General features: G+C 59.7%; 25 protein-coding genes. 14 read left to right on the top strand and 11 right to left on the bottom strand.

Annotated features, from left to right (window positions below; all coding sequences use genetic code 11):
- Positions 1 to 95 precede the first annotated feature (95 nt).
- The 5 genes from KW839_RS19425 to KW839_RS19405 all read right to left on the bottom strand — a co-directional run bounded on the left by KW839_RS19425 (position 96) and on the right by KW839_RS19405 (position 2,806).
- Positions 96 to 533, bottom strand: a complete 438-nt coding sequence (locus KW839_RS19425; RefSeq protein ID WP_218425211.1) for a Spy/CpxP family protein refolding chaperone — start codon at positions 531 to 533, stop codon at positions 96 to 98.
- Positions 534 to 699: 166 nt separating this feature from the next.
- Complete coding sequence (locus KW839_RS19420; protein WP_218425210.1) at positions 700 to 1,377, bottom strand: response regulator transcription factor; 678 nt, start codon at positions 1,375 to 1,377, stop codon at positions 700 to 702.
- 7 nt (positions 1,378 to 1,384) lie between these two features.
- Entirely contained in the window at positions 1,385 to 1,798 is a 414-nt protein-coding gene (locus KW839_RS19415; protein ID WP_060541351.1) for a hypothetical protein, read from the bottom strand.
- 110 nt (positions 1,799 to 1,908) lie between these two features.
- Entirely contained in the window at positions 1,909 to 2,208 is a 300-nt protein-coding gene (locus tag KW839_RS19410) for a YciI family protein (protein WP_060541352.1), read from the bottom strand.
- Position 2,209: 1 nt separating this feature from the next.
- Positions 2,210 to 2,806, bottom strand: coding sequence for a septation protein A (locus KW839_RS19405; protein ID WP_060541353.1), 597 nt, complete (start codon positions 2,804 to 2,806; stop codon positions 2,210 to 2,212).
- Positions 2,807 to 2,893: 87 nt separating this feature from the next.
- Here KW839_RS19405 and KW839_RS19400 point away from each other — a divergent pair, with 87 nt between their 5' ends.
- The 7 genes from KW839_RS19400 (at position 2,894) to arfB (ending at position 10,536) form a co-directional block, all read left to right on the top strand.
- Positions 2,894 to 3,757, top strand: a complete 864-nt coding sequence (locus tag KW839_RS19400) for a PHP domain-containing protein (protein WP_060541354.1) — start codon at positions 2,894 to 2,896, stop codon at positions 3,755 to 3,757.
- A 13-nt stretch (positions 3,758 to 3,770) separates the two neighbouring features.
- Complete coding sequence (locus KW839_RS19395) at positions 3,771 to 4,400, top strand: L-threonylcarbamoyladenylate synthase (protein ID WP_218425209.1); 630 nt, start codon at positions 3,771 to 3,773, stop codon at positions 4,398 to 4,400.
- Between the two features lie 120 nt (positions 4,401 to 4,520).
- Positions 4,521 to 5,219: a ScpA family protein gene (locus KW839_RS19390; protein WP_177336966.1), complete on the top strand. Its 699-nt coding sequence runs from the start codon at positions 4,521 to 4,523 to the stop codon at positions 5,217 to 5,219.
- Positions 5,220 to 5,230: 11 nt separating this feature from the next.
- Positions 5,231 to 6,214, top strand: coding sequence for an SMC-Scp complex subunit ScpB (gene scpB / locus KW839_RS19385; protein ID WP_218425208.1), 984 nt, complete (start codon positions 5,231 to 5,233; stop codon positions 6,212 to 6,214).
- 285 nt (positions 6,215 to 6,499) lie between these two features.
- Complete coding sequence (gene rluB / locus KW839_RS19380; protein ID WP_060541358.1) at positions 6,500 to 7,711, top strand: 23S rRNA pseudouridine(2605) synthase RluB; 1,212 nt, start codon at positions 6,500 to 6,502, stop codon at positions 7,709 to 7,711.
- A 766-nt stretch (positions 7,712 to 8,477) separates the two neighbouring features.
- Positions 8,478 to 9,899 (top strand): amino acid permease, encoded by a 1,422-nt coding sequence (locus KW839_RS19375; protein WP_060541359.1) that lies wholly within the window; start codon positions 8,478 to 8,480, stop codon positions 9,897 to 9,899.
- Positions 9,900 to 10,122: 223 nt separating this feature from the next.
- Positions 10,123 to 10,536: an alternative ribosome rescue aminoacyl-tRNA hydrolase ArfB gene (arfB, locus tag KW839_RS19370; protein WP_060541360.1), complete on the top strand. Its 414-nt coding sequence runs from the start codon at positions 10,123 to 10,125 to the stop codon at positions 10,534 to 10,536.
- On the opposite strand, the gene KW839_RS19365 is transcribed toward arfB, so the two are convergent.
- The 6 genes from KW839_RS19365 to phhA all read right to left on the bottom strand — a co-directional run bounded on the left by KW839_RS19365 (position 10,533) and on the right by phhA (position 14,973).
- Positions 10,533 to 11,732, bottom strand: coding sequence for an MFS transporter (locus tag KW839_RS19365; protein ID WP_218425207.1), 1,200 nt, complete (start codon positions 11,730 to 11,732; stop codon positions 10,533 to 10,535). The genes arfB and KW839_RS19365 overlap by 4 nt on opposite strands.
- 99 nt (positions 11,733 to 11,831) lie before the next feature.
- Positions 11,832 to 12,017 carry a hypothetical protein gene (locus tag KW839_RS19360; RefSeq protein ID WP_218425206.1) on the bottom strand — a complete coding sequence of 62 codons (186 nt, stop codon included), beginning with the start codon at positions 12,015 to 12,017 and terminating at the stop codon, positions 11,832 to 11,834.
- Positions 12,018 to 12,090: 73 nt separating this feature from the next.
- Complete coding sequence (locus KW839_RS27710) at positions 12,091 to 12,222, bottom strand: hypothetical protein (RefSeq protein WP_256352728.1); 132 nt, start codon at positions 12,220 to 12,222, stop codon at positions 12,091 to 12,093.
- A 305-nt stretch (positions 12,223 to 12,527) separates the two neighbouring features.
- The gene (locus tag KW839_RS19355; protein WP_256352727.1) at positions 12,528 to 13,721 is read right to left on the bottom strand and encodes an amino acid aminotransferase; all 1,194 of its coding nucleotides are present in this window, start codon (positions 13,719 to 13,721) and stop codon (positions 12,528 to 12,530) included.
- Positions 13,721 to 14,077, bottom strand: coding sequence for a 4a-hydroxytetrahydrobiopterin dehydratase (locus KW839_RS19350; protein ID WP_060541364.1), 357 nt, complete (start codon positions 14,075 to 14,077; stop codon positions 13,721 to 13,723). The genes KW839_RS19355 and KW839_RS19350 overlap by 1 nt, the downstream gene beginning before the upstream one ends.
- A 104-nt stretch (positions 14,078 to 14,181) precedes the next feature.
- On the bottom strand, positions 14,182 to 14,973 hold the full coding sequence (phhA, locus tag KW839_RS19345) for a phenylalanine 4-monooxygenase (RefSeq protein ID WP_060541365.1): 792 nt from the start codon (positions 14,971 to 14,973) through the stop codon (positions 14,182 to 14,184).
- Between the two features lie 403 nt (positions 14,974 to 15,376).
- On the opposite strand from phhA, the gene KW839_RS19340 reads away from it, so the two are divergent.
- The 7 genes from KW839_RS19340 to KW839_RS19310 all read left to right on the top strand — a co-directional run bounded on the left by KW839_RS19340 (position 15,377) and on the right by KW839_RS19310 (position 22,116).
- A complete protein-coding gene (locus KW839_RS19340) occupies positions 15,377 to 16,936 on the top strand; it encodes a sigma-54-dependent transcriptional regulator (protein ID WP_218425205.1) in 1,560 nt (519 codons plus the stop codon).
- A 155-nt stretch (positions 16,937 to 17,091) separates the two neighbouring features.
- The gene (locus KW839_RS19335) at positions 17,092 to 17,259 is read left to right on the top strand and encodes a periplasmic nitrate reductase, NapE protein (protein ID WP_060541367.1); all 168 of its coding nucleotides are present in this window, start codon (positions 17,092 to 17,094) and stop codon (positions 17,257 to 17,259) included.
- Between the two features lie 43 nt (positions 17,260 to 17,302).
- Entirely contained in the window at positions 17,303 to 17,569 is a 267-nt protein-coding gene (locus KW839_RS19330) for a chaperone NapD (RefSeq protein WP_060541368.1), read from the top strand.
- Positions 17,560 to 20,064: a nitrate reductase catalytic subunit NapA gene (gene napA / locus KW839_RS19325; RefSeq protein WP_218425204.1), complete on the top strand. Its 2,505-nt coding sequence runs from the start codon at positions 17,560 to 17,562 to the stop codon at positions 20,062 to 20,064. Before KW839_RS19330 ends, napA begins: the two co-directional genes overlap by 10 nt.
- 11 nt (positions 20,065 to 20,075) lie before the next feature.
- A complete protein-coding gene (locus KW839_RS19320; protein ID WP_060541370.1) occupies positions 20,076 to 20,567 on the top strand; it encodes a nitrate reductase cytochrome c-type subunit in 492 nt (163 codons plus the stop codon).
- 9 nt (positions 20,568 to 20,576) lie between these two features.
- Complete coding sequence (locus KW839_RS19315) at positions 20,577 to 21,173, top strand: cytochrome c3 family protein (protein WP_218425203.1); 597 nt, start codon at positions 20,577 to 20,579, stop codon at positions 21,171 to 21,173.
- A gap of 202 nt (positions 21,174 to 21,375) precedes the next feature.
- Positions 21,376 to 22,116: a flagellar basal body rod protein FlgF gene (locus tag KW839_RS19310; protein ID WP_060541372.1), complete on the top strand. Its 741-nt coding sequence runs from the start codon at positions 21,376 to 21,378 to the stop codon at positions 22,114 to 22,116.
- Positions 22,117 to 22,138 lie beyond the last annotated feature (22 nt).

Below are 22,138 nucleotides of genomic sequence, written 5' to 3'. Positions count from 1 at the left end.
AGATACTCCGCTTTCGCGAGCAAGCCCGCTCCCACATTTTGATTGAGTGGCATCAGACCCAACGGTTATCGACCATTGGGTCCGGGATCAACGCATTATTGCGCTTTTTGCGGCTGTTGCGCTTTCCACGCTTTGAATTCGGCCCATTCTGCGCGACGCTCAGCCCGTTTTTTCTGGATTTCGTCGAATTTCTTCTGTTGATCCGGTTTCAACAGGGCACGGACGTCGGCTTCGGCTTTCTGGTGCTTGGCCTCCATCTCGTCTTTCAGGGCTTTCTGGTCGGCCGGTGAGAGTTTTTCCAGGTACTTGTCGACCAGTTGCTTACGCTCATGCATCTGCTCGCCCATGATCTTGCGGATCTGCTCGCGCTGTTCGCGGCTCAGGTCCAGTTGGCTGTACGGGCCTTTACCGTGCATGCCGTGCATCTGACCGCCGTGGTGCGCACCATCCATCGGGCCCGCGCCTTCAGGCATGGCCATGGCAACGGTCGGCAGGGCAGCAGCGAACATCAGAGCGATAAGAGTCTTGCGCATGGTGTATCTCCTTGTCTCATTCCCGGTACGTTCCGGATGAGTTCAGATTACGCAGATCAAGGTCAGCCGCGGTCAGCGAAGCGTAAAGCTTAGGTAAAGACGGCTTTCCATCGAGCTGACAAAACTGACGAATCCTGTAGGGACCGCGTAGTGTCAGAGTCAGGTTTTAGAGGCTGTAGTAGTAACCACGGCTACGCAAGGCGACGATACGCGCACGCCCGTCAGGGTGCGGGCCGATCTTTTTGCGCAGGTTGCTGACGTGCATGTCCAGGCTGCGGTCGTACAGGGTCAGCTTGCGGCCGAGGGCGATTTGCGCCAGTTCCTGTTTGTCCAGGGGCTCGCCGGGCTGCTTGAGCAAAGCTTCCAGAATACGGCTTTCGGAGACGGTGAGGGTGAATTCCTGGTTGTCGATACTGACGACGCCGCGCACCGGGCTGAAGCACAAGTCGCCCAGTTCGATCTGGCTGGACACCGCCGCGGGGTGACTGCGGCGCAGCACCGCACGCAAGCGAGCAGTCAGTTCCCGCGGGTCGCAGGGTTTTGCCAGGTAATCGTCGGCACCGAGTTCCAGGCCGAGGATACGGTCCAGGGGTTCGCCCCGGGCGGAAAGCATCAACACCGGCAAGTCCGGGTGATCGCTGCGCAGTTGCTTGAGCAGTTCCAGGCCGCTGCCATCGGGCAGCATCACATCCAGCACCACCGCCGCCGGAGAGGTTTCGGTCAGCGCCCGACGGGCGCTCTGGCCGTCATGGCAGGCGCGTACCTGAAAACCTTCCTGGCTCAGCCAGCTGACCAGAAGCTCGCACAGCTCCTGGTCATCATCAATAAGTAACAGCTCGCTCATGACTCACTCAATTTAGCCATTGTCGACGTCTTCGATTGGCCCCACTGGCGAAAATACCGCACAGCAGAGCTGTCAGTGCTACTGCGGCGCCGATGACGAACCATTGTTGCTGGTCGGTCAACAAGCGTGGCAACGGGTTGCTGGCCTGGATTTCCTTGAGTTGCAGTTTCAGGCGCTGATTGTCCTGGCGCAACCGGGCCAGCAGGGCGCTTTCACGTTCACCATCGGCAGTTTGCAATTGTTTGCTCAGATCTTCTCGTTGCCGTTCGCTTTCTTTCAAGCGCTGTTGCAACTCGTTGATCTGGCTGCCAGCGCTCAGAGACAGCGGCGTTGAATTGCCGCCTTCGTCGCTTTCTTCACCGTGGGCGGGCGCCACGACCGACAACGTGACCAACATCAGACACAACGGACCTTTGCGCATCGCGACTCCTGGTTCCAATACAAGTATTGGGCAGTTTGTCGGCCGGCAATCGGGAATGATGAGCGATTGAGAGCGCGATGAACCCATAAGGTTCATCGCGAGGGGAAAAATTACGGCAGGACTTGCTTGAACGGCTTGACCAGAACATTGGCGTAGACGCCTGCAGCGATATACGGGTCGGCGTCGGCCCAGTCCTTTGCGGCGCTCAGGGAATCGAACTCGGCAACGATCAGGCTGCCGGTGAAACCCGCTGCGCCTGGATCATTGCTGTCGACCGCCGGGTGCGGGCCGGCCAGTACAATGCGGCCTTCGCCCTTGAGAACCTGCAGACGCTCAAGGTGCGCAGGTCGTGCGGCCAGGCGGGCTTCCAGGGAGTTGGCGACGTCTGTGGCAATAATTGCGTAAAGCATGTCAGTCCTCGGTTTTTGGCGTGGTGGTTTCGCTATCGTGCAGATGACGGGACAGGTAGATGCCCTGGCCGATCAGGAACAGCAGGGTCATGCCCAGGCTGCCGAAGACCTTGAAGTCGACCCAGTAGCTCTGGAAGGTGAACGCGACGAACAGATTGGCGGCACCGCAAAACAGGAAAAACACGATCCAGGCGATGTTCAGGCGTGTCCACACCGGCTCCGGCAGGGTCAGGGCGTGGCCCATGATGCGCTTGATCAGCAGTTGATCACCGATGAAGTGACTGCCGATGAAGCCCAGGGCAAACAGCCAGTTGACCACCGGGGCTTTCCATTTCAGGAAAGTCTCGCTGTGGAACGCCAGGGTCAGGCTACCGAAGACCAGGCAGGCGATGAGGGTCAGCCACTGGCTCTTCTCCAGCTTGCGCTGCTTGAAGAACAGGGCGCCGTAGACCACCAGTGAGCTGATGATGAGCATCGCCGTGGCACTGTAGATACCGCCTACAGTGACCTCGTGACCGGCAATGTCGACGACGCGTGGATCGGTTTTGAAAACGATGAAAAACAGCAGGAGCGGGATGAAATCGATGAATTGTTTCACAGTGGCAGCCAGAAGCAGGATGTGTCGGCATAATAACAAACATATGGGCGCGCGATAGCGCCAGCTGATTTGAGGTTACAAAGCCCCGTGAATGTTGATTTGCACTGCCATAGCACGGCCTCCGACGGCGCCTTGGCGCCTGCGGTACTGGTTGCGCGTGCGTTCGAGAAAGGCGTGCGAGTCCTGGCCTTGACCGATCACGACACCCTGGAAGGCCTTGCCGAGGCGCGCTGCGCCGCGATCGGGCTGGGGATGCAACTGGTCAACGGCGTCGAACTGTCCTGCACCTGGGGCGGCGCGACCATCCATGTGCTGGGTTACGGTTTTGACGTCAACGCCGAACCGTTGGTCGAGGCAATCGGCAAATTGCACGATGGCCGCTGGCTACGGTCGGAAGAGATAAGCCGCAAACTGGCGCTCAAGGGCATGCCGGGTGCGCTCGACGGCGCCCGACAGATCCAGCAGGCGCTGGGCGACAGTGGAAATGCACCGGCGCGCCCGCACTTCGCCGACTGGATGGTGCGTGAAGGTTTCGTCAAGGATCGCGCCGAAGCGTTCCGCAAATGGCTGGGTGCCGGCAAACTGGGCGACGTCAAGCAGCACTGGCCGACCCTGGAGGAAACTGTCGAAACCCTGCGCGCGGCGAAAGCCTGGGTCAGCCTGGCGCACCCGTGGCATTACGATTTCACTCGCAGCAAGCGTCGCCGCCTGATTGCCGACTATATTCAAGCAGGGGGCCACGCGATCGAAGTGGTCAATGGCCATCAGCCCGCCGAGCAAGTGGGCAGCCTGGCCATTCTTGCTCGCGAGTTCGGTCTGCTGGTCAGCGCCGGCAGTGATTTTCATGGCCCAGGGGGCTGGTCGGAGATCGGTGAATACCGCCCGCTCCCGGAGGATCTGCCACCTTTGTGGTGTCGATTCAAACATGACCCAATTATTGCCGCCGTCTGAACAGGTAGAGAATGTGAGTCAATTTTTCCAGATTCATCCGGAAAACCCGCAAGCGCGCCTGATCAAGCAGGCGGTTGAGATCATCCGCAACGGCGGGGTGGTGATTTATCCCACCGACTCTTCCTACGCCATTGGTTGCCAGATCGGCGACAAGAACGCCGTGGATCGCGTGCGCCGTTTGCGCGGGCTGGATGAAAAGCACAACTTCACGCTGATTTGCAGCGACCTGTCGCAACTGGGGTTGTTCGCCAAGATCGACACCGGCACCTTTCGCTTGCTCAAGGCTCACCTGCCTGGCCCCTACACCTTCATTCTCAACGCCACCCGCGAAGTCCCGCGGCTGTTGCTGCACCCGAAAAAACGCACCATCGGCCTGCGGGTGCCAAGCCATCCAATTGCCCTGGCGCTGCTCGAACAGCTCGGCGAACCGCTGATGAGCGTGACCCTGATCCTGCCCGGTGATAGCGAGCCGCTGACGGACCCGTACGAGATGCGTCAGTTGCTCGAGCATCAGGTCGACCTGATCATCGACGGCGGTTACGGCGGGATCAAGGCGTCCACCGTGATCAACCTCGCCGATGGCGAGCCGCAAGTGATTCGCGTCGGTTGCGGCGACCCTGCGCCGTTCATGGCCGAGGCCTAGATGTCCGCAGTAGAACCCGTCGACAGTCAGGCCGGAGCCCAGCAAGAGCTGCCCTTCGCCATGGTCTATGGCCAGGCAGTCCTGGAAATGCCGCTGGACCTGTACATCCCGCCGGATGCACTGGAGGTGTTTCTCGAAGCTTTCGAAGGCCCGCTGGACTTGCTGCTGTATCTGATCCGCAAACAGAACATCAATATCCTCGACATCCCGGTGGCGGAAATCACCCGTCAGTACATGGGCTATGTCGAGCTGATGCAGTCGGTGCGCCTGGAGCTGGCCGCCGAGTACCTGGTGATGGCCGCGATGCTGGCCGAGATCAAGTCGCGCATGCTGCTGCCCCGGGCCGAAACCGTCGAGGAAGAAGAGGACGACCCGCGCGCCGAATTGATCCGCCGCTTGCAGGAATACGAGCGCTTCAAGGCCGCTGCCGAAGGCATTGATGGCCTGAGCCGGGTTGGTCGCGACGTGGTGGTGCCCAAGCTTGATGCCCCCGAAGCCCGGGTGCGCAAGCTGTTGCCGGATGTACGTCTGTCCGAACTGTTGCTGTCCATGGCCGAGGTACTGCGCCGTGGTGACATGTTTGAAAGCCATCAGGTCAGCCGCGAGGCACTGTCGACGCGCGAACGCATGAGTGACGTGCTGGAGCGGCTCAAGGGCGGCGGTTTTGTGCCCTTCGTCGAGCTGTTCACCGCTGAAGAGGGGCGGCTGGGGGTGGTGGTCACCTTCATGGCGGTCCTCGAGCTGGTCAAGGAATCCCTGGTCGAACTGGTGCAGAATGAGCCGTTCGCGGCGATCCATGTGCGAGCCCGAGCCGAATAACGAGTTGAATCATGAACCTGACTGAACCCCGCGAGCTGGCGCCATTGCTTGAAGCCTTTCTGTTGGCCTCGGGAAAGCCGCAATCCCTGGAAAGCCTGTTCGAACTCTTCGAAGAAGGCGAACGGCCGGAGCCGCCGGTTTTCAAGAAGGCCCTGACGATTCTGGCCAAGTCCTGCGATGGCCGCGCTTTTGAACTCAAGGAGGTGGCCTCGGGTTATCGCCTGCAGATTCGCGAGAAGTTTTCACCCTGGGTCGGACGCCTGTGGGAGGAGCGCCCGCAGCGATATTCGCGCGCCATGCTCGAAACCATGGCCCTGATTGCCTATCGCCAGCCGATCACCCGGGGCGAGATCGAAGACGTGCGCGGTGTGGCGGTCAACAGCAACATCGTCAAAACCCTGATGGAGCGCGAATGGATCCGCATCGTCGGCTACCGCGATGTGCCCGGCAAACCGGCGATGTTTGCCACCACCAAGGCGTTTCTCGATCACTTCAACCTGAAAAACCTCGACGATCTGCCGCCGCTGGCCGAACTGCGCGAGTTGGAGCCTGATCCGGTGCTCGATTTCGACGACGCGCCGGTGCCGGCAGCGCTGCAAGAATTGGCGGACGCCAGCGCCGAACCGGAAGAGCCCAAGGAAGAAACCAGTTTCCATACGCTGTTGCTGGAACTGGACAGCATGGAGGAGGGGATCAAGACCGATTTCGATGATTTGTTGCGTGATGGGGTGGAGTCCGGAGCGGATTCGGAGCGTGCTGATATTCAGCCGGAAACCGGGGTTGCGCCAATCGAGGCCGAGCCGGAACTTGAAAACGAGCCAGAGCCAGAGCCAGAGCCAGAAGACGACATCCTTGGCGTGGCCGAGGCCCGAGAAAAACTGCTCGCTGCTGTTGCGGCTCTTGAACAGCCCAAACCAGAGCTAAGCGATGAAGAGGCTGAAGCCCTGGCACTCGCCGAAGCCATCGAAGCCGAACGCCGCCAGTTCGAAGACTGATTGCAATGTTTGCGGCTTAGAAGATCCCTGTGGGAGCGGGCTTGCTCGCGAATGCGGTGGGTCAGACAGCGACGATGGCGACTGGCACGGCCTCTTCGCGAGCAAGCCCGCACACAGGGGATGTGATTGGCCATCACGATCACCGGTCGGCGGAAAAACCGTTAAGTCCCGTTTGATCAACTAGTCTCTGATGCGCAAACGCCCGCATGAGCGTATGATTCGCGACCCTTCGGCGATCCCTTCGCCCAAGTACCCAGTTTTCAGACCACACCGGGAGGTGCCCAGATGAGTATCAACGACCAGAAAGACGACCAGGAAATCGGCCCAGCAGGCGAAAAGCTGCAGAAAGTCCTCGCCCGTATCGGCGTCGGCTCGCGCCGTGACGTGGAAGCCTGGATCAGCCACGGCCGCATCAAGGTCAATGGCAAAGACGCCACCCTTGGCCAGCGCGTCGACATGCACGACGCCATCACCATCGATGGCAAGGTGATCAAGCGCGAAGAGGCCGCCGAGTCGGTGCGCCGCGTGATCATGTACAACAAGCCCGACGGCGAAATCTGCACCCGCGTCGACCCGGAAGGCCGCCCGACCGTGTTCGACAAGATGCCAAAGCCGAAAGAAGGCCGCTGGATCAACATCGGCCGCCTCGACATCAACACCACCGGTCTGCTGATGTTCACCACCGACGGTGAGCTGGCCAACCGCCTGATGCACCCTTCCTACGAAATGGACCGTGAATACGCGGTACGTGTGCGTGGCGAAGTCGATGACGAGATGATCGAGCGCCTCAAAGCCGGCGTGGTCCTCGAAGACGGCCCGGCCAAGTTCACCGACATCAAGCAGGCGCCAGGTGGTGAAGGTTTCAACCACTGGTATCACTGCGTGGTGATGGAAGGTCGTAACCGCGAAGTTCGTCGCCTGTGGGAATCCCAGGGCCTGGTGGTCAGCCGCCTGAAGCGCGTGCGTTTCGGCCCGGTGTTCCTCAACTCCGACCTGCCGATGGGTCGCTGGCGCGAAATGAGCCAGTACGAAGTCGACATTCTGAGTGCCGAGGTCGGCCTGACGCCGGTCGCGATGCCGCAGATGAACGCCAAGAGCAAAGACAAGCTTGACCGGATGCAGCGCAAGTCGTCGCGTCCAATGGCCAAGACCGAGCGCGTGCGCACCCTGCGTCCGGCTGCCGGCGCTCCTGCCGCGCCACGTGCAAACCGTGAGCCGCAGATCGAAGGCGAGCGCCCGGGTCGCAAGCCTGCCGCCCGTCAGGACGGTGAGCGCGGCCCGCGTACGCCGCGTCCGGCCAATGGCCGTACCGAGCGTGGTGAAGGTCGTGGCACGCCAGTGGCGGATCGTCCAGCCGACACCAAGCGTCCGGCCAAGCCGGCGCCGAAGCGTCCGGGGATCAAGCTGGTCGACGGTGACAAGCCGTCGGGCAGCCGTCGTGGCGCACCGGCAGGTTCCGGCCAGCGTCCGGGCTTTGGTCGTCGCAAGCCAGAGTAATCGGTAAGCGCTTGATGAAAAACGCCAACCTTCGGGTTGGCGTTTTTTTTGGGCTGGTTTTAGTCCGGTAGTGTTTTTGAGGGCGCCTTCGCGAGCAAGCCCGCTCCCACAGTGGATCGCATTTATCCGTACCGACCAGGTCTCCGGTGGGAGCGGGCTTGCTCGCGAAAGCGCCAGTCGCAGCACCAGAGATCCCGAAGTGGAAAGCCAAAATTACATACTGTAAATAATTCATGACGAAATTCACTGATTAACCCCATGAATTCGCCGACCACTCAATACTGTAAGAAAACTCTTACGCTTCATTGTCTTGCGTCCATCTCCCGCCGCTCTAACCCGCTTGTTTCCCCGCTCCATGCAAGGTGTCATGCGCGTCATGCCTGTCGTGCAGGTGCATAACAAAAAGGAGGCGCAATGAACGCCGTTACCTATCTAAATCTCTCTTCGGGGCGCGTGTTTTCTGGCGTCGCCGTCCATGATCCGCAAGGGTCAGACTCAGTTTTTGCAGCCGCCCGAGCGTCTCGTGGCGGACACAGGCAATCCCGGTAACAGATACGCTGATCCAGCGGCTCTGGCAGCAGGGGGTTACCGGTGTACAATGCGCCGCGTTTTACCTGTGACCTCCTGCGCACCTGCGCAAACATCGAGGCTATCCGCCTTTTTCACTCCGTCGCGTCACGAGCGCGTCGGGTTCGATTTCGTCACAGATAAAAACAAACAGGTGACGCATGACCGTTGTAAATACGTTGAACGTGAGGCCCCTTTAATGACTGGCCAAAACTCGCAATCAGGTGAGCTGAAACGCGGCCTGAAAAATCGCCACATTCAATTGATCGCCCTCGGTGGCGCGATCGGTACCGGCCTGTTCCTCGGCTCGGCCGGGGTACTGAAATCCGCCGGCCCGTCGATGATCCTCGGCTACGCCATCTGCGGCTTCATCGCCTTCCTGATCATGCGCCAGCTGGGCGAAATGATCGTCGAAGATCCGGTGGCCGGTTCCTTCAGCCACTTCGCGCACAAGTACTGGGGCGGTTTCGCCGGCTTCCTGTCGGGCTGGAACTGCTGGATTCTGTACATTCTGGTGGGCATGTCCGAACTGACCGCGGTCGGCAAATACATCCATTACTGGGCGCCGGATATCCCGACCTGGGCCTCCGCAGCGGCTTTCTTCGTGCTGATCAACTTGGTCAACCTGGCGAACGTCAAAGTCTTTGGCGAGGCCGAGTTCTGGTTCGCGATCATCAAGGTCGTGGCGATCGTCGGCATGATTGCACTGGGCAGCTACCTGCTGGTCAGCGGCAATGGCGGCCCGCAGGCAGCGGTCAGCAACCTTTGGTCCCACGGTGGTTTCTTCCCCAACGGTGTCTCGGGGCTGGTGATGGCCATGGCTTTCATCATGTTTTCCTTTGGTGGCCTGGAAATGCTCGGTTTCACCGCTGCCGAAGCTGACAAGCCGAAAACCGTGATCCCCAAAGCCATCAACCAGGTGATCTACCGGATTCTGATTTTCTACATCGGTGCCCTGGTCATCCTGCTGTCGTTGACCCCGTGGGACAGCTTGCTGGCCACCCTGAACGCCTCCGGAGATTCCTATAGCGGCAGCCCGTTCGTGCAAGTGTTCTCGATGCTGGGCAGCAACACCGCCGCGCACATCCTCAACTTCGTGGTCCTGACCGCTGCCTTGTCGGTGTACAACAGCGGCACCTACTGCAACAGCCGGATGCTCCTGGGCATGGCCGAGCAGGGCGACGCGCCGAAAGCGTTGGCGAAGATCGACAAGCGCGGCGTGCCGGTGCGTTCGATCCTGGCCTCGGCTGCCGTGACCCTGATCGCGGTGTTGCTGAACTATCTGATCCCGCACAGCGCGCTGGAACTGTTGATGTCGCTGGTGGTGGCTACCCTGGTGATCAACTGGGCGATGATCAGCTACTCGCACTTCAAGTTCCGCCAGCACATGAACAAGACCAAACAGACGCCGCTGTTCAAGGCCCTGTGGTACCCGTACGGCAACTACGTCTGCCTGGTGTTCGTGTTGTTCATCCTTGGCGTGATGCTGCTGATTCCGGGGATCCAGACATCGGTGTACGCGATTCCGGTGTGGCTGGTATTCATGTGGGTCTGCTACTGGTTCAAGAACAAGCGCAGTGCAGAGCGTGCGTTGCAGACTTCGGCTGCCATCGCCAAGTAACGCTTGATGCATAAACGACAAACCCGGCCATGTGCCGGGTTTGTCATTTATGGGATACATGCATAACCCTGTGGCAGCGGGCTTGCTCGCGAAAGCGGTTTAACCCCCAGCGTTCAAGTCGACTGACACTCTGCATTCGCGAGCAAGCCCGCTCCCACATTGGTCTGCATCAACGTTAGGCCATTCGCGGTATCCTGCACGCTCTGAATACGGACGCTTTTCCATGCTGGTGATTTCCAACAACGTGCATCTGCCCGATGCCGAGATCGAGTTGACCGCCATTCGCGCCCAGGGTGCCGGTGGGCAGAACGTCAACAAGGTCTCCAGCGCCGTGCACCTGCGTTTTGACATTCCGGCCTCGTCCTTGCCCGAGTTCTACAAGGAACGCCTGCTGGCGCTGCGTGACAGTCGCATCACCAGCGAAGGGGTACTGATCATCAAGGCCCAGCAGTATCGGACCCAAGAGCAGAACCGGGCCGATGCCCTGGAGCGGCTGACCGAGCTGATTCTCAGCGCCACCAAGGTCGAGAAAAAACGCCGTCCGACCAAGCCGACCCTCGGCTCGAAGACCCGCAGGCTCGAATCCAAGAGCAAGCGCGGCAACATCAAGGCCGGGCGCGGCAAGGTCGACTTCTAGCGCGACGCGCGCGCTTCACGCTGGCTTGGCGCCTGTCGGTACAGATATACGCTCAGCATCAAGCCGCAAAACGCGGCGAGGGCAGCGAACAGGAAGATCGAAGCGAAACCGAACCCGGCTGCAATGGCCCCGGCCAGTGGCCCGGTGATCCCCAGCGACAAGTCGATGAACAGCGAGTACGCGCCGACGGCGGCACCACGGCTGGAGGCCGGGACCAGGTTGACGGCTTCCACCCCCAGCGCCGGAAACACCAGCGAAAAGCCGAAACCGCTCAGCGCCGCGCCCGCCAGCGCCCAATGCGCGTCCGGTGCCAGCCACAGCAACAGCAGTCCCAGGGTTTCCACTGACAGGCAGGCAATGGCGACGCGAAAGCCGCCGAGGCGGTTGATCAGGCTGCCGAACAGCAGGCGCGCGCCGATAAAACTGGCGCCGAACAGGCTCAGGCACAGCACCGCGTTGTCCCAGTGTTGCGTGGCGTAATACAGGGTGATGAAAGTGGCGATGGTGCCAAATCCGATGGAACCCAGGGCCAGGCCGCAACCGTGGGGGAAGACCCGCCCGAGCACGTGCATGAACGGCAGGCGTTCACCGGCCACGATCGGTGCGGCGGTTTTCGGCCAGGCCAGCAGCAGGCCGATGATGGCCAGCAGCACAATGCTCACACCCATGCTCCACAAGCCCAGTCGATTGACCAGCAGTACGCCCAGCGGCGCGCCGACGGCCAGTGCGCCATAGCTGGCGATGCCGTTCCAGGAAATCACCTTGGCGGTATTCGCCGCGCCGACCCTGCCGATGCCCCAGCCGATCGAGCCCGAGCCCACCAGGCTTTCCGCGCTGCCCAATACCAGGCGGCCAATCAGCAGGCTGATCAGGCTCAGGGTCGGCAAGCTTTGGGTCCAGGCTGACAGCAGCATGAACACACCGCTCAGGCCGCAACCGGCCAGGCCATACATCACCGCCAGCTTGCTGCCCTTGTTGTCGATGATTTTCCCGGCATACGGGCGGCTCAGCAGGGTGGCCAGGTATTGCACGCTGATCACAAGGCCAGCGATCACCGCACCGAAACCCAGGTCGCTGTGGACGTAGCCTGGCAGTACAGCCAGGGGAATGCCGATATTCAGGTAACCGATAAAGGTGAACAGGACGATGGAGACGACTTGCAGCGTGACCGCCAAGGGGCGCCGGGTTTCTGACATGGGTAAAGGTCCACGGGACAGCAGGATAGATAGGCTGCTTATGATAACGGCGTGAACGCTTACCGGTCGTGCAAAAGTATAACTATTTACCGGATGGCATCAGTCGGGTTTGGCGGGAGCGACCAGTTGCGTGGTGACCAGGGCGGCCAGGGCATTTTCTTCAGTGCCGAAACGTGCGAGCAATGCGGCCTGTTTCTCAGGGGAGAGGCGATTCCAGATCTCGATCATTTTCTCGGCGGTGCCGATCAGAACGCTGGCTTGAGCTTCGCTGAAGTCTTCGGTCATGGTGGGGCTCATGGTTCAGGCAGTGTGGAAAGCGCATGTTAGCGCTTTCCACACGGTCTGTACGGCGCGTTACTCAGTCTTCGCTGTCAGCCTGGCGACTGTCAGTGGCTTGTTTCGGCTCGGGCTGTTGGGCGCCGGCTTGTTGCGTGGTTGTCTGCTCAGTTTCGTGCAGGCTTGGGAAGGGGAGATTAGGGATCTCGTGCATAGTCGCGCTCCTCGCTAAGTCTGTTGATAGATCTGGTAGATCCGCGCTTTGAAAAAAGCATGGGCAGGATACAGCAGTAAAAATGACAAACGGACTTTTATATCCATTAGTTTCGACGGATGGGATTGTCTAGACAGGTCAGCAGGAGCAACGCTCACCCACTGTGGCGAGGGGGCTTGCCCCCGTTCGGTCGCGAAGCGGCCGCCGTTTTACCCGACAGGTATCGGCTGCTGGAGGTGGGGCTGCTGCGCAGCCCAACGGGGGCAAGCCCCCTCGCCACAGAGGGGGCCTGCCAGTGCTTCAAATTACTTGCAGACTTCGGCGATTGCTTCGGCCAGCAGATCCAGGCGCGTCGCATCTATCCCGGCCACGTTTGCACGGCCAGTGCCGACCATGTACACGCTGTGATGATCGCGCAGCTGTTTGACCTGCTCCGGCGACAAACCGGTGTAGGAGAACATTCCGCGCTGCACACCAATATGCGCAAAGCGCTCGCGCAAGCCGTGAGGTTCCAGTGCTTCGACCAGACCGCTGCGCAATTGGGCGATACGCAAGCGCATGGCTTCCACTTCGTCAGCCCAGAGACTTTTCAGCTCCGGGTCGCCGAGGATGGTTGCGACTACCGCAGCCCCGTGATCCGGCGGCGTCGACCACAGGTTGCGGGCGATGTTGGCCAGTTGGCTGCGGATATCCAGCAGTTTCTCGGTGGTTTTCGCGCAGACAATCAATGCGCCGGTGCGATCACGGTAGAGCCCGAAGTTCTTCGAGCAGGAACTGGTGATCAGCACTTCCGGTAGTTCGGCGGCGAACAACCGGGTCGACCAGGCGTCCTGTTCCAGGCCATCGCCGAAACCCTGGTACGCGAAGTCGATCAGCGGCACCAGATCCCGATGGCGCACCACTTCCAGCACCCGGCGCCAGTCGTCATGGGACAAATCGAAACCGGTCGGGTTGTGGCAGCAGGCGTGCAGCAACACCACATCGCCTTTGGGCGCTTCGTTGAGCGCTGCCAGCATGGCTTCAACGTCGAGGCGGTTGTCACTGCCGACATAGGGGTAGTGGTTAACCTTGAGCCCGGCCGTGGCGAAAATGGTTTCGTGAATCGGCCAGGTCGGATTGCTCAGCCACACACCACGCCCCGGCAGGCACTGGGCGATGAAATCCGCGCTCAGGCGCAGCGCACCGGTACCGCCCGGCGTCTGGGTGGCGCCGGCCCGTTGTTCGGCGATCAGCGCAGAGTCGGCGCCAAGCACCAACTCATTGATGACTTTGCCAAACGCCGGCTCTCCGTGACCGCCGATGTAGGTCTTGGTGGCCTGACGATCAACCAGACGCTGTTCGGCAATCTTCACCGCCTGGGGAATCGGCGTCAGGCCCAGGGCGTCTTTGTAGACGCCCACGCCAAGGTCAAACTTGCGCGGGTTTGTGTCCTGCGCATACGCCTCCATCAACCCCAGAATCGGGTCGCCAGGTACTCGACCGATGGCGTCGAAATGCATTATTTGCGGCCCTCGGCGTCCTTGGCCACTTCGTCGGTGCGCGCGGCCATGATGAAGTCGTTGCGGTGCAGGCCCTTGATCGAGTGGCTCCACCAGGTGACGGTGACTTTGCCCCACTCGGTCAGCAGGCCCGGGTGGTGGCCTTCGGCCTCGGAGATTTCACCGACGGCGTTGGTGAACGCCAGCGCGTGCTTGAAATTCTTGAACAGAAAAACCTTTTCGAGTTGCATCACGCCATCGCGTACTTCGATGTTCCAGTCCGGGATCTGTTTGATCAGTACCGGCAGTTCTTCGTCGCTGACTTGTGGGGCGTCGGCGCGGCAGGCTTCGCAATGGGCTTGGTTCAATGTGGACATGATGTTTTCCTGAAATCGAATAATGGGAAATCGGCCATCAGTAACACCACGCTAGAGCAAAGCGTCGGTTCCTGACAGGTTCACTTGATTTTAAAAGCAGCGGATCACGCCGCTTTTGGTTTTGGCGGAAATTTAGGTGCGTGCAGACCCATCTGCATCGCTTGCTTGACCATGCCCATGATGTCTTCGTGGGCCAGGTCGAACAGGCGCTTGAGGTTCGGCAGAACGAAATACAACGGCTGCAGGATGTCGATGCGATAGGGCGTGCGCATGCATTCCAGCGGATTGAACGCCTGATGCTCAGGCTCGTCCGAGAGGCAGTACACGGTTTCTTTCGGTGAAGACAGAATGCCGCCGCCGTAGATGCGCTGGCCTTGCGGGGTATCGACCAGGCCGAACTCGATGGTCATCCAGTACAGGCGCGCCAGGTAGACGCGTTCCTCCTTGGAGGCCTTCAGACCCAGTTTGCCGTAGGTGTGGGTGAACTCGGCGAACCACGGGTTGGTCAGCAGCGGGCAGTGGCCAAAAATCTCGTGGAAAATATCCGGTTCCTGCAGGTAATCCAGCTCTTGGCGGGTACGAATAAAGGTCGCCACTGGAAACTGCTTGCTGGCCAGCAATTCGAAGAAAGTCTGGAAGGGAATCAGTGCCGGTACCCGGGCAACCTGCCAGCCGGTGGTTTCACCGAGGACTTTGTTGATTTCGCCGAGTTGAGGAATGCGGTCGTGGGGCAGACCGAGTTTTTCGATACCGTCCAGGTATTCCTGGCACGCACGCCCTTCGATCACTTTCAGTTGACGAGTGATCAGCGTGTTCCACACCGCGTGTTCTTCGGCGGGGTAGTCGATAAAACCATGCGCATCGGGCTCGCGAGCCACGTATTGCGTCTGCTTCATGCTGCTCTCCTGCTAGGGGATTTCGTTCTTGTTATGTGCTGCTATGGACCTAGGAATACCCCAAGGATTGCGTTGTTGCAGCAGGTGATTCGTGGTGTGCGTAGGAAAATTCGCTGATATTTGTAAAGTTTTCGTTACGAAGCGGCCGGGGTCGCGCAGCTATTGAGTGTTTCTAGTTTGAAAAACGCTTTGTCTGTCACATAATCTTGACGACTATTTGGGTGCTTCTGCAGAAATCTCCGCCTCAAAGGCGCCGCCGCCCCCTGTGGGAGCGGGCTTGCTCGCGAAAGCGGTCTGTCTGATACATCAATGTTGGCTGCGTCTAAGCCTTCGCGAGCAAGCCCGCTCCCACAGGGGGCTGCGCCAGGCATCAACTCCATCACCGCTTTTTCGGGCCTTTTATATGCGTATCAAAGTCCACTGCCAGAACCGCATCGGCATCCTGCGCGACATTCTCAACCTGCTGGTGGAATACGGCATCAACGTCGCTCGCGGCGAGGTGGGCGGAGAGCATGGCAACGCCATCTATCTGCATTGCCCGAACCTGATCAACATCCAGTTTCAGGCGTTGCGCCCCAAGTTCGAAGCGATCGCCGGGGTCTTCGGCGTCAAGCGCGTAGGCCTGATGCCCAGCGAACGCCGACACATGGAGCTCAATGCGCTGCTCGGCGCCCTGGAGTTTCCGGTGCTGTCGATCGACATGGGCGGCTCCATCGTTGCGGCCAACCGTGCGGCGGCGCAACTGCTCGGGGTGCGGGTCGACGAAGTGCCGGGGATTCCCCTGTCGCGCTATGCCGAAGATTTCGATTTGCCGGAGCTGGTGCGCGCCAATAAATCGCGGATCAACGGGCTGCGGGTCAAGGTCAGGGGCGATGTGTTTCTCGCCGATATCGCGCCACTGCAGTCAGAGCATGACGACAGCGAAGCCATGGCGGGTGCGGTGCTGACCTTGCACCGTGCCGACCGCGTCGGCGAGCGTATTTATAACGTGCGCAAGCAGGAGCTGCGCGGCTTCGACAGTATTTTTCAGAGTTCGAAAGTCATGGCCGCAGTGGTGCGCGAGGCGCGGCGGATGGCACCGCTGGATGCGCCGCTATTGATAGAAGGCGAAACCGGCACCGGCAAGGAATTGCTCGCGCGTGCCTGTCATCTGGCCAGCCCGCGCGGACAGTCACCCTTGATGGCGCTCAATTGCGCCGGACTGCCGGAGTCCATGGCCGAGACCGAGCTGTTCGGATACGGGCCTGGTGCCTTCGAGGGCGCGCGTGCCGAAGGCAAACTCGGGCTGCTGGAGCTGACGGCGGGCGGCACACTGTTTCTCGATGGTGTGGGGGAAATGAGCCCGCGCCTGCAGGTGAAACTGTTGCGCTTCCTGCAGGACGGTTGCTTCCGTCGGGTGGGCAGTGATGAAGAGGTCTACCTCGATGTGCGCGTGATCTGCGCGACCCAGGTCGACCTGTCCGAATTGTGCGCCCGGGGCGAGTTTCGTCAGGACCTGTATCACCGTTTGAACGTGTTGTCGCTGCACATCCCACCGTTGCGAGAGTGCCTCGACGGTTTGCCACCTCTGGTCGAGCACTTCCTCGACCAGGCCAGCCGGCAGATTGGCTGTCCGCTGCCCAAGCTCGCCCCGGCGGCCATGGAGCGGCTCAGTCACTACCACTGGCCAGGTAACGTGCGGCAGCTGGAGAACGTGTTGTTCCAGGCGGTTTCCCTGTGCGACGGCGGCACGGTCAAGGCCGAGCACATTCGTTTGCCGGATTATGGTGTGCGCCAGCCCCTTGGCGATTTTTCGCTGGAGGGTGGGCTGGACGAGATCGTCGGGCGTTTCGAGAAGGCGGTGCTGGAACGGCTGTATTCGGAACATGCCAGTAGCCGCTTGCTCGGCAAGCGACTGGGCGTCTCTCATACAACGATTGCCAACAAGTTGCGCGAATATGAAATAGGCAAACTTGAGCGTTGAGGAAATATTTAATTAAGAGCCGTTACTAGATGCTAGTGATTCACTAGTGATTCAAGTTCCTATTTAAGCAGTTACCCCCTGCCATTGATCCAAATCATGGAAGTTACCCAATAGGCCATCTACGCTCTTCTCAACGTTTGGCAGGAGCGCTGACCATGTCATCAATGGATGACTCTACCCGGCGAGTTCGCAAAGAAACTCGCCTGTTCTATTTCCTGATCATCGTCCTGTTTCCACTGTTATCGGTGGCGATAGTCGGTGGTTACGGCTTTTTCGTCTGGTTTCTGCAAATGCTCCTCGGTCCGCCAGGCCCCCCAAACTGAAACTGATCGTCATCTATCTCTAATTCAGCAGAGAGTCCGGGTCATGGAAAAGACGCTGCACATTGCCAGTCTGGTAGTACATGCCCGTCCGGCCCTGTTCGAAGCAGTAAAAGCCAACCTGCGTTTGCTCACGGGCGTCGAGCTTCACCAGGAAAGCCCCGCCGGCAAATTGGTGGTAGTGCTGGAAACCGAACACGAAAGCCAGATTCTTCAGCGAATCGACCAGATCAATCGCTTGCCAGGCGTGCTCAATGCGGCCCTGGTTTATCACGAGATTCTCGATATAACGGGAGAAAGCACATGCCTATGACGCGGCGAGAGTTTGTCAAAGTCCAGGCGGCCGGGATCGCGGCTGCCGCTGCGGGCCTCCCGGTGTTTACCTCTGCCAGCAACCTGATCACCGAACAAGACATGGCGACCCTGGACTGGAACAAAGCGCCCTGTCGATTTTGCGGCACCGGTTGCAGCGTCATGGTGGCGACCAAGGACAATAAGGTTGTTGCAACCCACGGTGACGTAAAAGCCGAGGTCAATCGCGGGTTGAACTGCGTCAAAGGCTACTTTTTATCCAAGATCATGTACGGCGTGGATCGGCTGACCCAGCCGCTGTTGCGCATGACCAATGGGCAATATGACAAACAAGGCGAGTTTCACCCGGTGTCCTGGGAACAGGCGTTCGATGTAATGGAGTTGAAGTACAAGGAGGCGCTGAAGAACAAGGGCGGGGAATCTGTCGCCATGTTCGGTTCCGGACAGTGGACGGTCTGGGAAGGCTACGCGGCTAACAAGTTGATGAAGGCGGGCTTTCGCTCCAACAACATCGACCCCAATGCACGCCATTGCATGGCCTCGGCGGTCATGGGGTTCATGCGCACTTTCGGTATGGATGAGCCGATGGGCTGTTATGACGACATCGAAGTCACTGATGCATTCGTCTTATGGGGCTCAAACATGGCGGAGATGCATCCGATTCTTTGGAGTCGGGTGACCGATCGGCGGTTGAGCCAGCCGAATGTGAAAGTGGCCGTGCTCTCTACGTTCGAACACCGCAGTTTTGAACTGGCCGACATTCCGATGGTGTTCAAGCCGCAGACGGACCTGCTCATCCTCAATTACATCGCCAATCACATCATTGAAAGCGGTTCGGTCAACAAAGACTTCGTCAGCAAACACACCAAGTTCGCCAAAGGCACCGATGACATCGGCTACGGTTTGCGTGCCGATAATCCGCTGGAGATGAAAGCCAAGAATGCCGACAAGGCGAACACCTGGACCGACATCGACTTCGAGCAGTTCGCTGCTTTCGTAAAGCCCTACACCCTTGAGCGCACCGCGAAGGAAACCGGCGTACCAGCCGAGCGCCTCAAGGCATTGGCCGAACTGTACGCCGACCCCAAGCGCAAGGTGGTTTCGTTCTGGACCATGGGTTTCAACCAGCACACCCGTGGTGTTTGGGCCAACAACCTTATCTACAACATCCACCTGCTGACCGGGAAAATCAGCGAGCCTGGCAACAGTCCGTTCTCCCTGACGGGCCAGCCTTCGGCCTGCGGGACGGCACGTGAAGTGGGCACGTTCTCCCATCGCTTGCCGGCCGACCTGGTGGTCACCAACCCGGCGCACCGCGCCACCGCGGAAAAAATCTGGAAACTCCCGGCAGGCACCATCAAGGAAAAGGTCGGGTTCCACGCCGTGCAGCAAAGTCGCATGCTCAAGGACGGCGTGCTCAATGTGTACTGGACCATGGCCAGCAACAACATGCAGGCCGGGCCCAACATCATGCAGGAAGTATTGCCGGGTTGGCGCAACCCGGAGAACTTCGTGGTGGTGTCGGATGTGTATCCCACCGTCTCGGCACAGGCGGCCGATCTGATTTTGCCAACGGCAATGTGGGTGGAGAAAGAGGGCGCGTACGGCAACGCAGAGCGGCGTACGCAGTTCTGGCATCAACTGGTCTCGGCGCCGGGTGACGCCAAGTCGGACCTCTGGCAATTGGTCGAGTTTTCCAAACGCTTTAAAACCGACGAAGTCTGGCCGCAGGAGCTGTTGGCCAGTTCACCGCAATACCAGGGCAAGACCCTGTATGAGGTGCTGTTCAAGAATGGCCAGGTCGATCAGTTCCCGGTGGAACAAATGGCGCAGGGCTACCAGAACGACGAGGCCCGGGATTTCGGTTTCTACCTGCAAAAAGGCCTGTTCGAAGAATATGCCCAGTTCGGCCGTGGACATGGTCATGACCTGGCGCCTTTTGATCGTTATCACTCCGAGCGCGGCTTGCGCTGGCCCGTCGTCGAAGGCAAGGAAACGCTCTGGCGCTTCCGCGAAGGCTACGACCCGTATGTCGAGAAGGGCAGTGGCGTGCAGTTCTACGGCTACCCCGACAAGAGAGCGATCATCTTCGCACTGCCTTACGAGCCTCCTGCAGAAGCCCCGGACGCGGACTTCCCGTTCTGGCTGAGCACCGGTCGGGTGCTTGAACATTGGCACACCGGGACCATGACCCAGCGTGTCGAGGAGCTCCATAAAGCGATCCCCGATGCGCTGGTCTACATGCACCCGGCCGATGCCAGGGCCTTGAATGCCCGGCGTGGCAGCGAAGTGAAGCTGATCAGTCGGCGCGGCGAGATGCGTGCGCGGATTGAAACCCGGGGGCGCAACAAGCCGCCCCAAGGCCTGGTGTTCGTGCCGTTTTTCGATGCCAACAAGCTGATCAACAAAGTCACGCTTGATGCAACGGACCCGATCTCAAAACAGACCGATTACAAGAAATGCGCGATCAGGATTGAGTTGATCGCGACGGCATAAGGAGAGCTTTCATGAATTATCGTTCGCTGTCCTTTCTTGTCGTGCTGCTGACGTGGCTGCCCACGACATTTGCCGCAGAGCCCGCTTACCCCCTGGATGCACCGGCACCGGATGGTCGCAGAGCCGGCGGGACCCTGACCCAGGAGCTGCCGGCACCGCCTATCGCAGAAGACGAGAACAAGGACCTCAAGCGTGAGCGCAATTACCCCGAGCAACCGCCCACCATACCCCACAGTATTCGCGGGTATGCCATCGACATGAACAGCAATAAGTGCCTGACCTGCCACAGTCGCGCCAACAGTGCGCGTACCCAGGCGCCGATGATCAGCATCACTCACTACATGGACCGTGACGGCCAGGCTCTGGCGGCGGTGTCGCCGCGCCGCTACTTCTGCAACCAGTGTCACGTGCCGCAAAAGGATGTGAAGCCACTGGTGAACAACAGCTTCAAGAACATCGACCAGGTCTTGCAAGATGAAATACACCAGCAGCCGAAACCTTGAGGAGAGGCCATGAAATCTTTGCTTGCCTTGTTCAAGGATTATTGGGGTGTGCTGCGTCGGCCCAGCGTGCATTACAGCCTGGGTTTTCTGACCCTCGGCGGGTTTATCGCCGGGGTGATTTTCTGGGGTGGATTCAACACCGCGCTGGAAGCGACCAACACCGAGCAGTTCTGCACGTCCTGCCATGAAATGCGCGACAACGTTTTCGTCGAGTTGCAGGAAACCATCCACTACACCAACCGTTCGGGCGTGCGCGCCACGTGCCCGGACTGTCACGTCCCTCACGAGTGGACGCACAAGATCGCCCGCAAGATGCAGGCTTCCAAGGAGGTCTGGGGTAAGCTGTTCGGCACTATCAGCACCCGGGACAAGTTCCTGGACATGCGCCGGGAGCTGGCCGAACACGAGTGGGCACGGCTCAAGGCCAACGATTCGCGGCAGTGTCGCAACTGCCATAACTTCGAGTTCATGGACTTCACACGCCAGGGCAAGCGCGCCGCCAACATGCACTCCACCTCGTTGGCCAGCGGCCAGGCAACCTGTATCGACTGCCATAAAGGCATTGCTCACAAGTTGCCCGACATGAGCGGCGTGAAAGGCTGGTAGCCGGCTTTTCACGGCGTTGCCGCCAAGCGGCATCAGCGCGCCGGTTTTTCGTCTTCGATACATCGTTCAATTCCCTTCCGATCAGCCCCAGCCCCCTGTTTAAAAGGGGTTGGCGCCGCTGCGCGCAAGTTGGTCTGCAAATTGCTACAACCTGCGCAACACAGCGGTGGGCGGCAACCGTCCGGCATGCAGAGGAAAGATTGTGGACAAGTACCTTTATGTGGCAATGACCGGCGCCAGCCAGAATGCACTGGCGCAAAAGGCTCATGCCAACAACCTCGCGAACATCTCCACCAACGGCTTCCAGAAGGACCTGGAGCAGGCGCGTTCGATGCCGGTGTTCGGTGACAGCTTTCCGGCGCGTGCGTTTGCCATGTCTGAACGCCCGGCCACCGACTTCTCCCCTGGCAGCCTGGTGGAAACCGGCCGCGACCTCGATGTTGCCGTGCAAGGCAATGGCTGGCTGGCGGTGCAGAACCCCGATGGCGGCGAAAGCTACGTGCGTACCGGTAGCCTGGTGGTCGACGCCCTGGGCGTGCTGCGCGCTGGCAATGGCATGCCGGTGATCGGCAATGGCGGGCCGATTGCCGTGCCACCCGAGCAACAAATCGAGGTGGGCGAGGACGGCACCATCAGCATTCGCGCGATGGGCGAAGGCCCTCGTGTCATGGCGGAAGTCGACCGCATCAAGCTGGTCAACCCGGACATCAAGAACATGACCAAAGGCCTGGACGGTTCGATTCACACCCGGGACGGCCAGCCGGCGCAAGCCGATGCCAACGTCAAGCTGGTGTCCGGGTTCCTTGAGTCGAGCAACGTCAATGCCGTGGACGAGATGACCTCGGTACTGGCCCTGGCCAAGCAATTCGAACTGCACATCAAGATGATGAACACCGCCAAAGACGATGACCAGGCCATGGCTCGGGTCTTGCAGATCAGCTAATTATCAGAACGTCGCGCCGTAA

The sequence above is a fragment of the Pseudomonas sp. PDM31 genome (assembly GCF_019218965.1).
GTDB lineage: Bacteria > Pseudomonadota > Gammaproteobacteria > Pseudomonadales > Pseudomonadaceae > Aquipseudomonas.
The sequence above is the reverse complement of the archived record's forward strand: the minus strand, read 5'-3'. Positions and strand labels throughout refer to the sequence as shown.

Coding starts and splice junctions, on each gene's coding strand:
- KW839_RS19425 (WP_218425211.1), bottom strand. CDS start 533: ATGCGCAAGACTCTTATCGCTCTGATGTTCGCTGCTGCCCTGCCGACC.
- KW839_RS19420 (WP_218425210.1), bottom strand. CDS start 1,377: ATGAGCGAGCTGTTACTTATTGATGATGACCAGGAGCTGTGCGAGCTT.
- KW839_RS19415 (WP_060541351.1), bottom strand. CDS start 1,798: ATGCGCAAAGGTCCGTTGTGTCTGATGTTGGTCACGTTGTCGGTCGTG.
- KW839_RS19410 (WP_060541352.1), bottom strand. CDS start 2,208: ATGCTTTACGCAATTATTGCCACAGACGTCGCCAACTCCCTGGAAGCC.
- scpB (WP_218425208.1), top strand. CDS start 5,231: ATGAACCTGACTGAACCCCGCGAGCTGGCGCCATTGCTTGAAGCCTTT.
- rluB (WP_060541358.1), top strand. CDS start 6,500: ATGAGTATCAACGACCAGAAAGACGACCAGGAAATCGGCCCAGCAGGC.
- KW839_RS19375 (WP_060541359.1), top strand. CDS start 8,478: ATGACTGGCCAAAACTCGCAATCAGGTGAGCTGAAACGCGGCCTGAAA.
- arfB (WP_060541360.1), top strand. CDS start 10,123: ATGCTGGTGATTTCCAACAACGTGCATCTGCCCGATGCCGAGATCGAG.
- KW839_RS19365 (WP_218425207.1), bottom strand. CDS start 11,732: ATGTCAGAAACCCGGCGCCCCTTGGCGGTCACGCTGCAAGTCGTCTCC.
- KW839_RS19360 (WP_218425206.1), bottom strand. CDS start 12,017: ATGACCGAAGACTTCAGCGAAGCTCAAGCCAGCGTTCTGATCGGCACC.
- KW839_RS27710 (WP_256352728.1), bottom strand. CDS start 12,222: ATGCACGAGATCCCTAATCTCCCCTTCCCAAGCCTGCACGAAACTGAG.
- KW839_RS19355 (WP_256352727.1), bottom strand. CDS start 13,721: ATGCATTTCGACGCCATCGGTCGAGTACCTGGCGACCCGATTCTGGGG.
- KW839_RS19350 (WP_060541364.1), bottom strand. CDS start 14,077: ATGTCCACATTGAACCAAGCCCATTGCGAAGCCTGCCGCGCCGACGCC.
- phhA (WP_060541365.1), bottom strand. CDS start 14,973: ATGAAGCAGACGCAATACGTGGCTCGCGAGCCCGATGCGCATGGTTTT.
- KW839_RS19340 (WP_218425205.1), top strand. CDS start 15,377: ATGCGTATCAAAGTCCACTGCCAGAACCGCATCGGCATCCTGCGCGAC.
- KW839_RS19335 (WP_060541367.1), top strand. CDS start 17,092: ATGTCATCAATGGATGACTCTACCCGGCGAGTTCGCAAAGAAACTCGC.
- KW839_RS19330 (WP_060541368.1), top strand. CDS start 17,303: ATGGAAAAGACGCTGCACATTGCCAGTCTGGTAGTACATGCCCGTCCG.
- napA (WP_218425204.1), top strand. CDS start 17,560: ATGCCTATGACGCGGCGAGAGTTTGTCAAAGTCCAGGCGGCCGGGATC.
- KW839_RS19320 (WP_060541370.1), top strand. CDS start 20,076: ATGAATTATCGTTCGCTGTCCTTTCTTGTCGTGCTGCTGACGTGGCTG.
- KW839_RS19315 (WP_218425203.1), top strand. CDS start 20,577: ATGAAATCTTTGCTTGCCTTGTTCAAGGATTATTGGGGTGTGCTGCGT.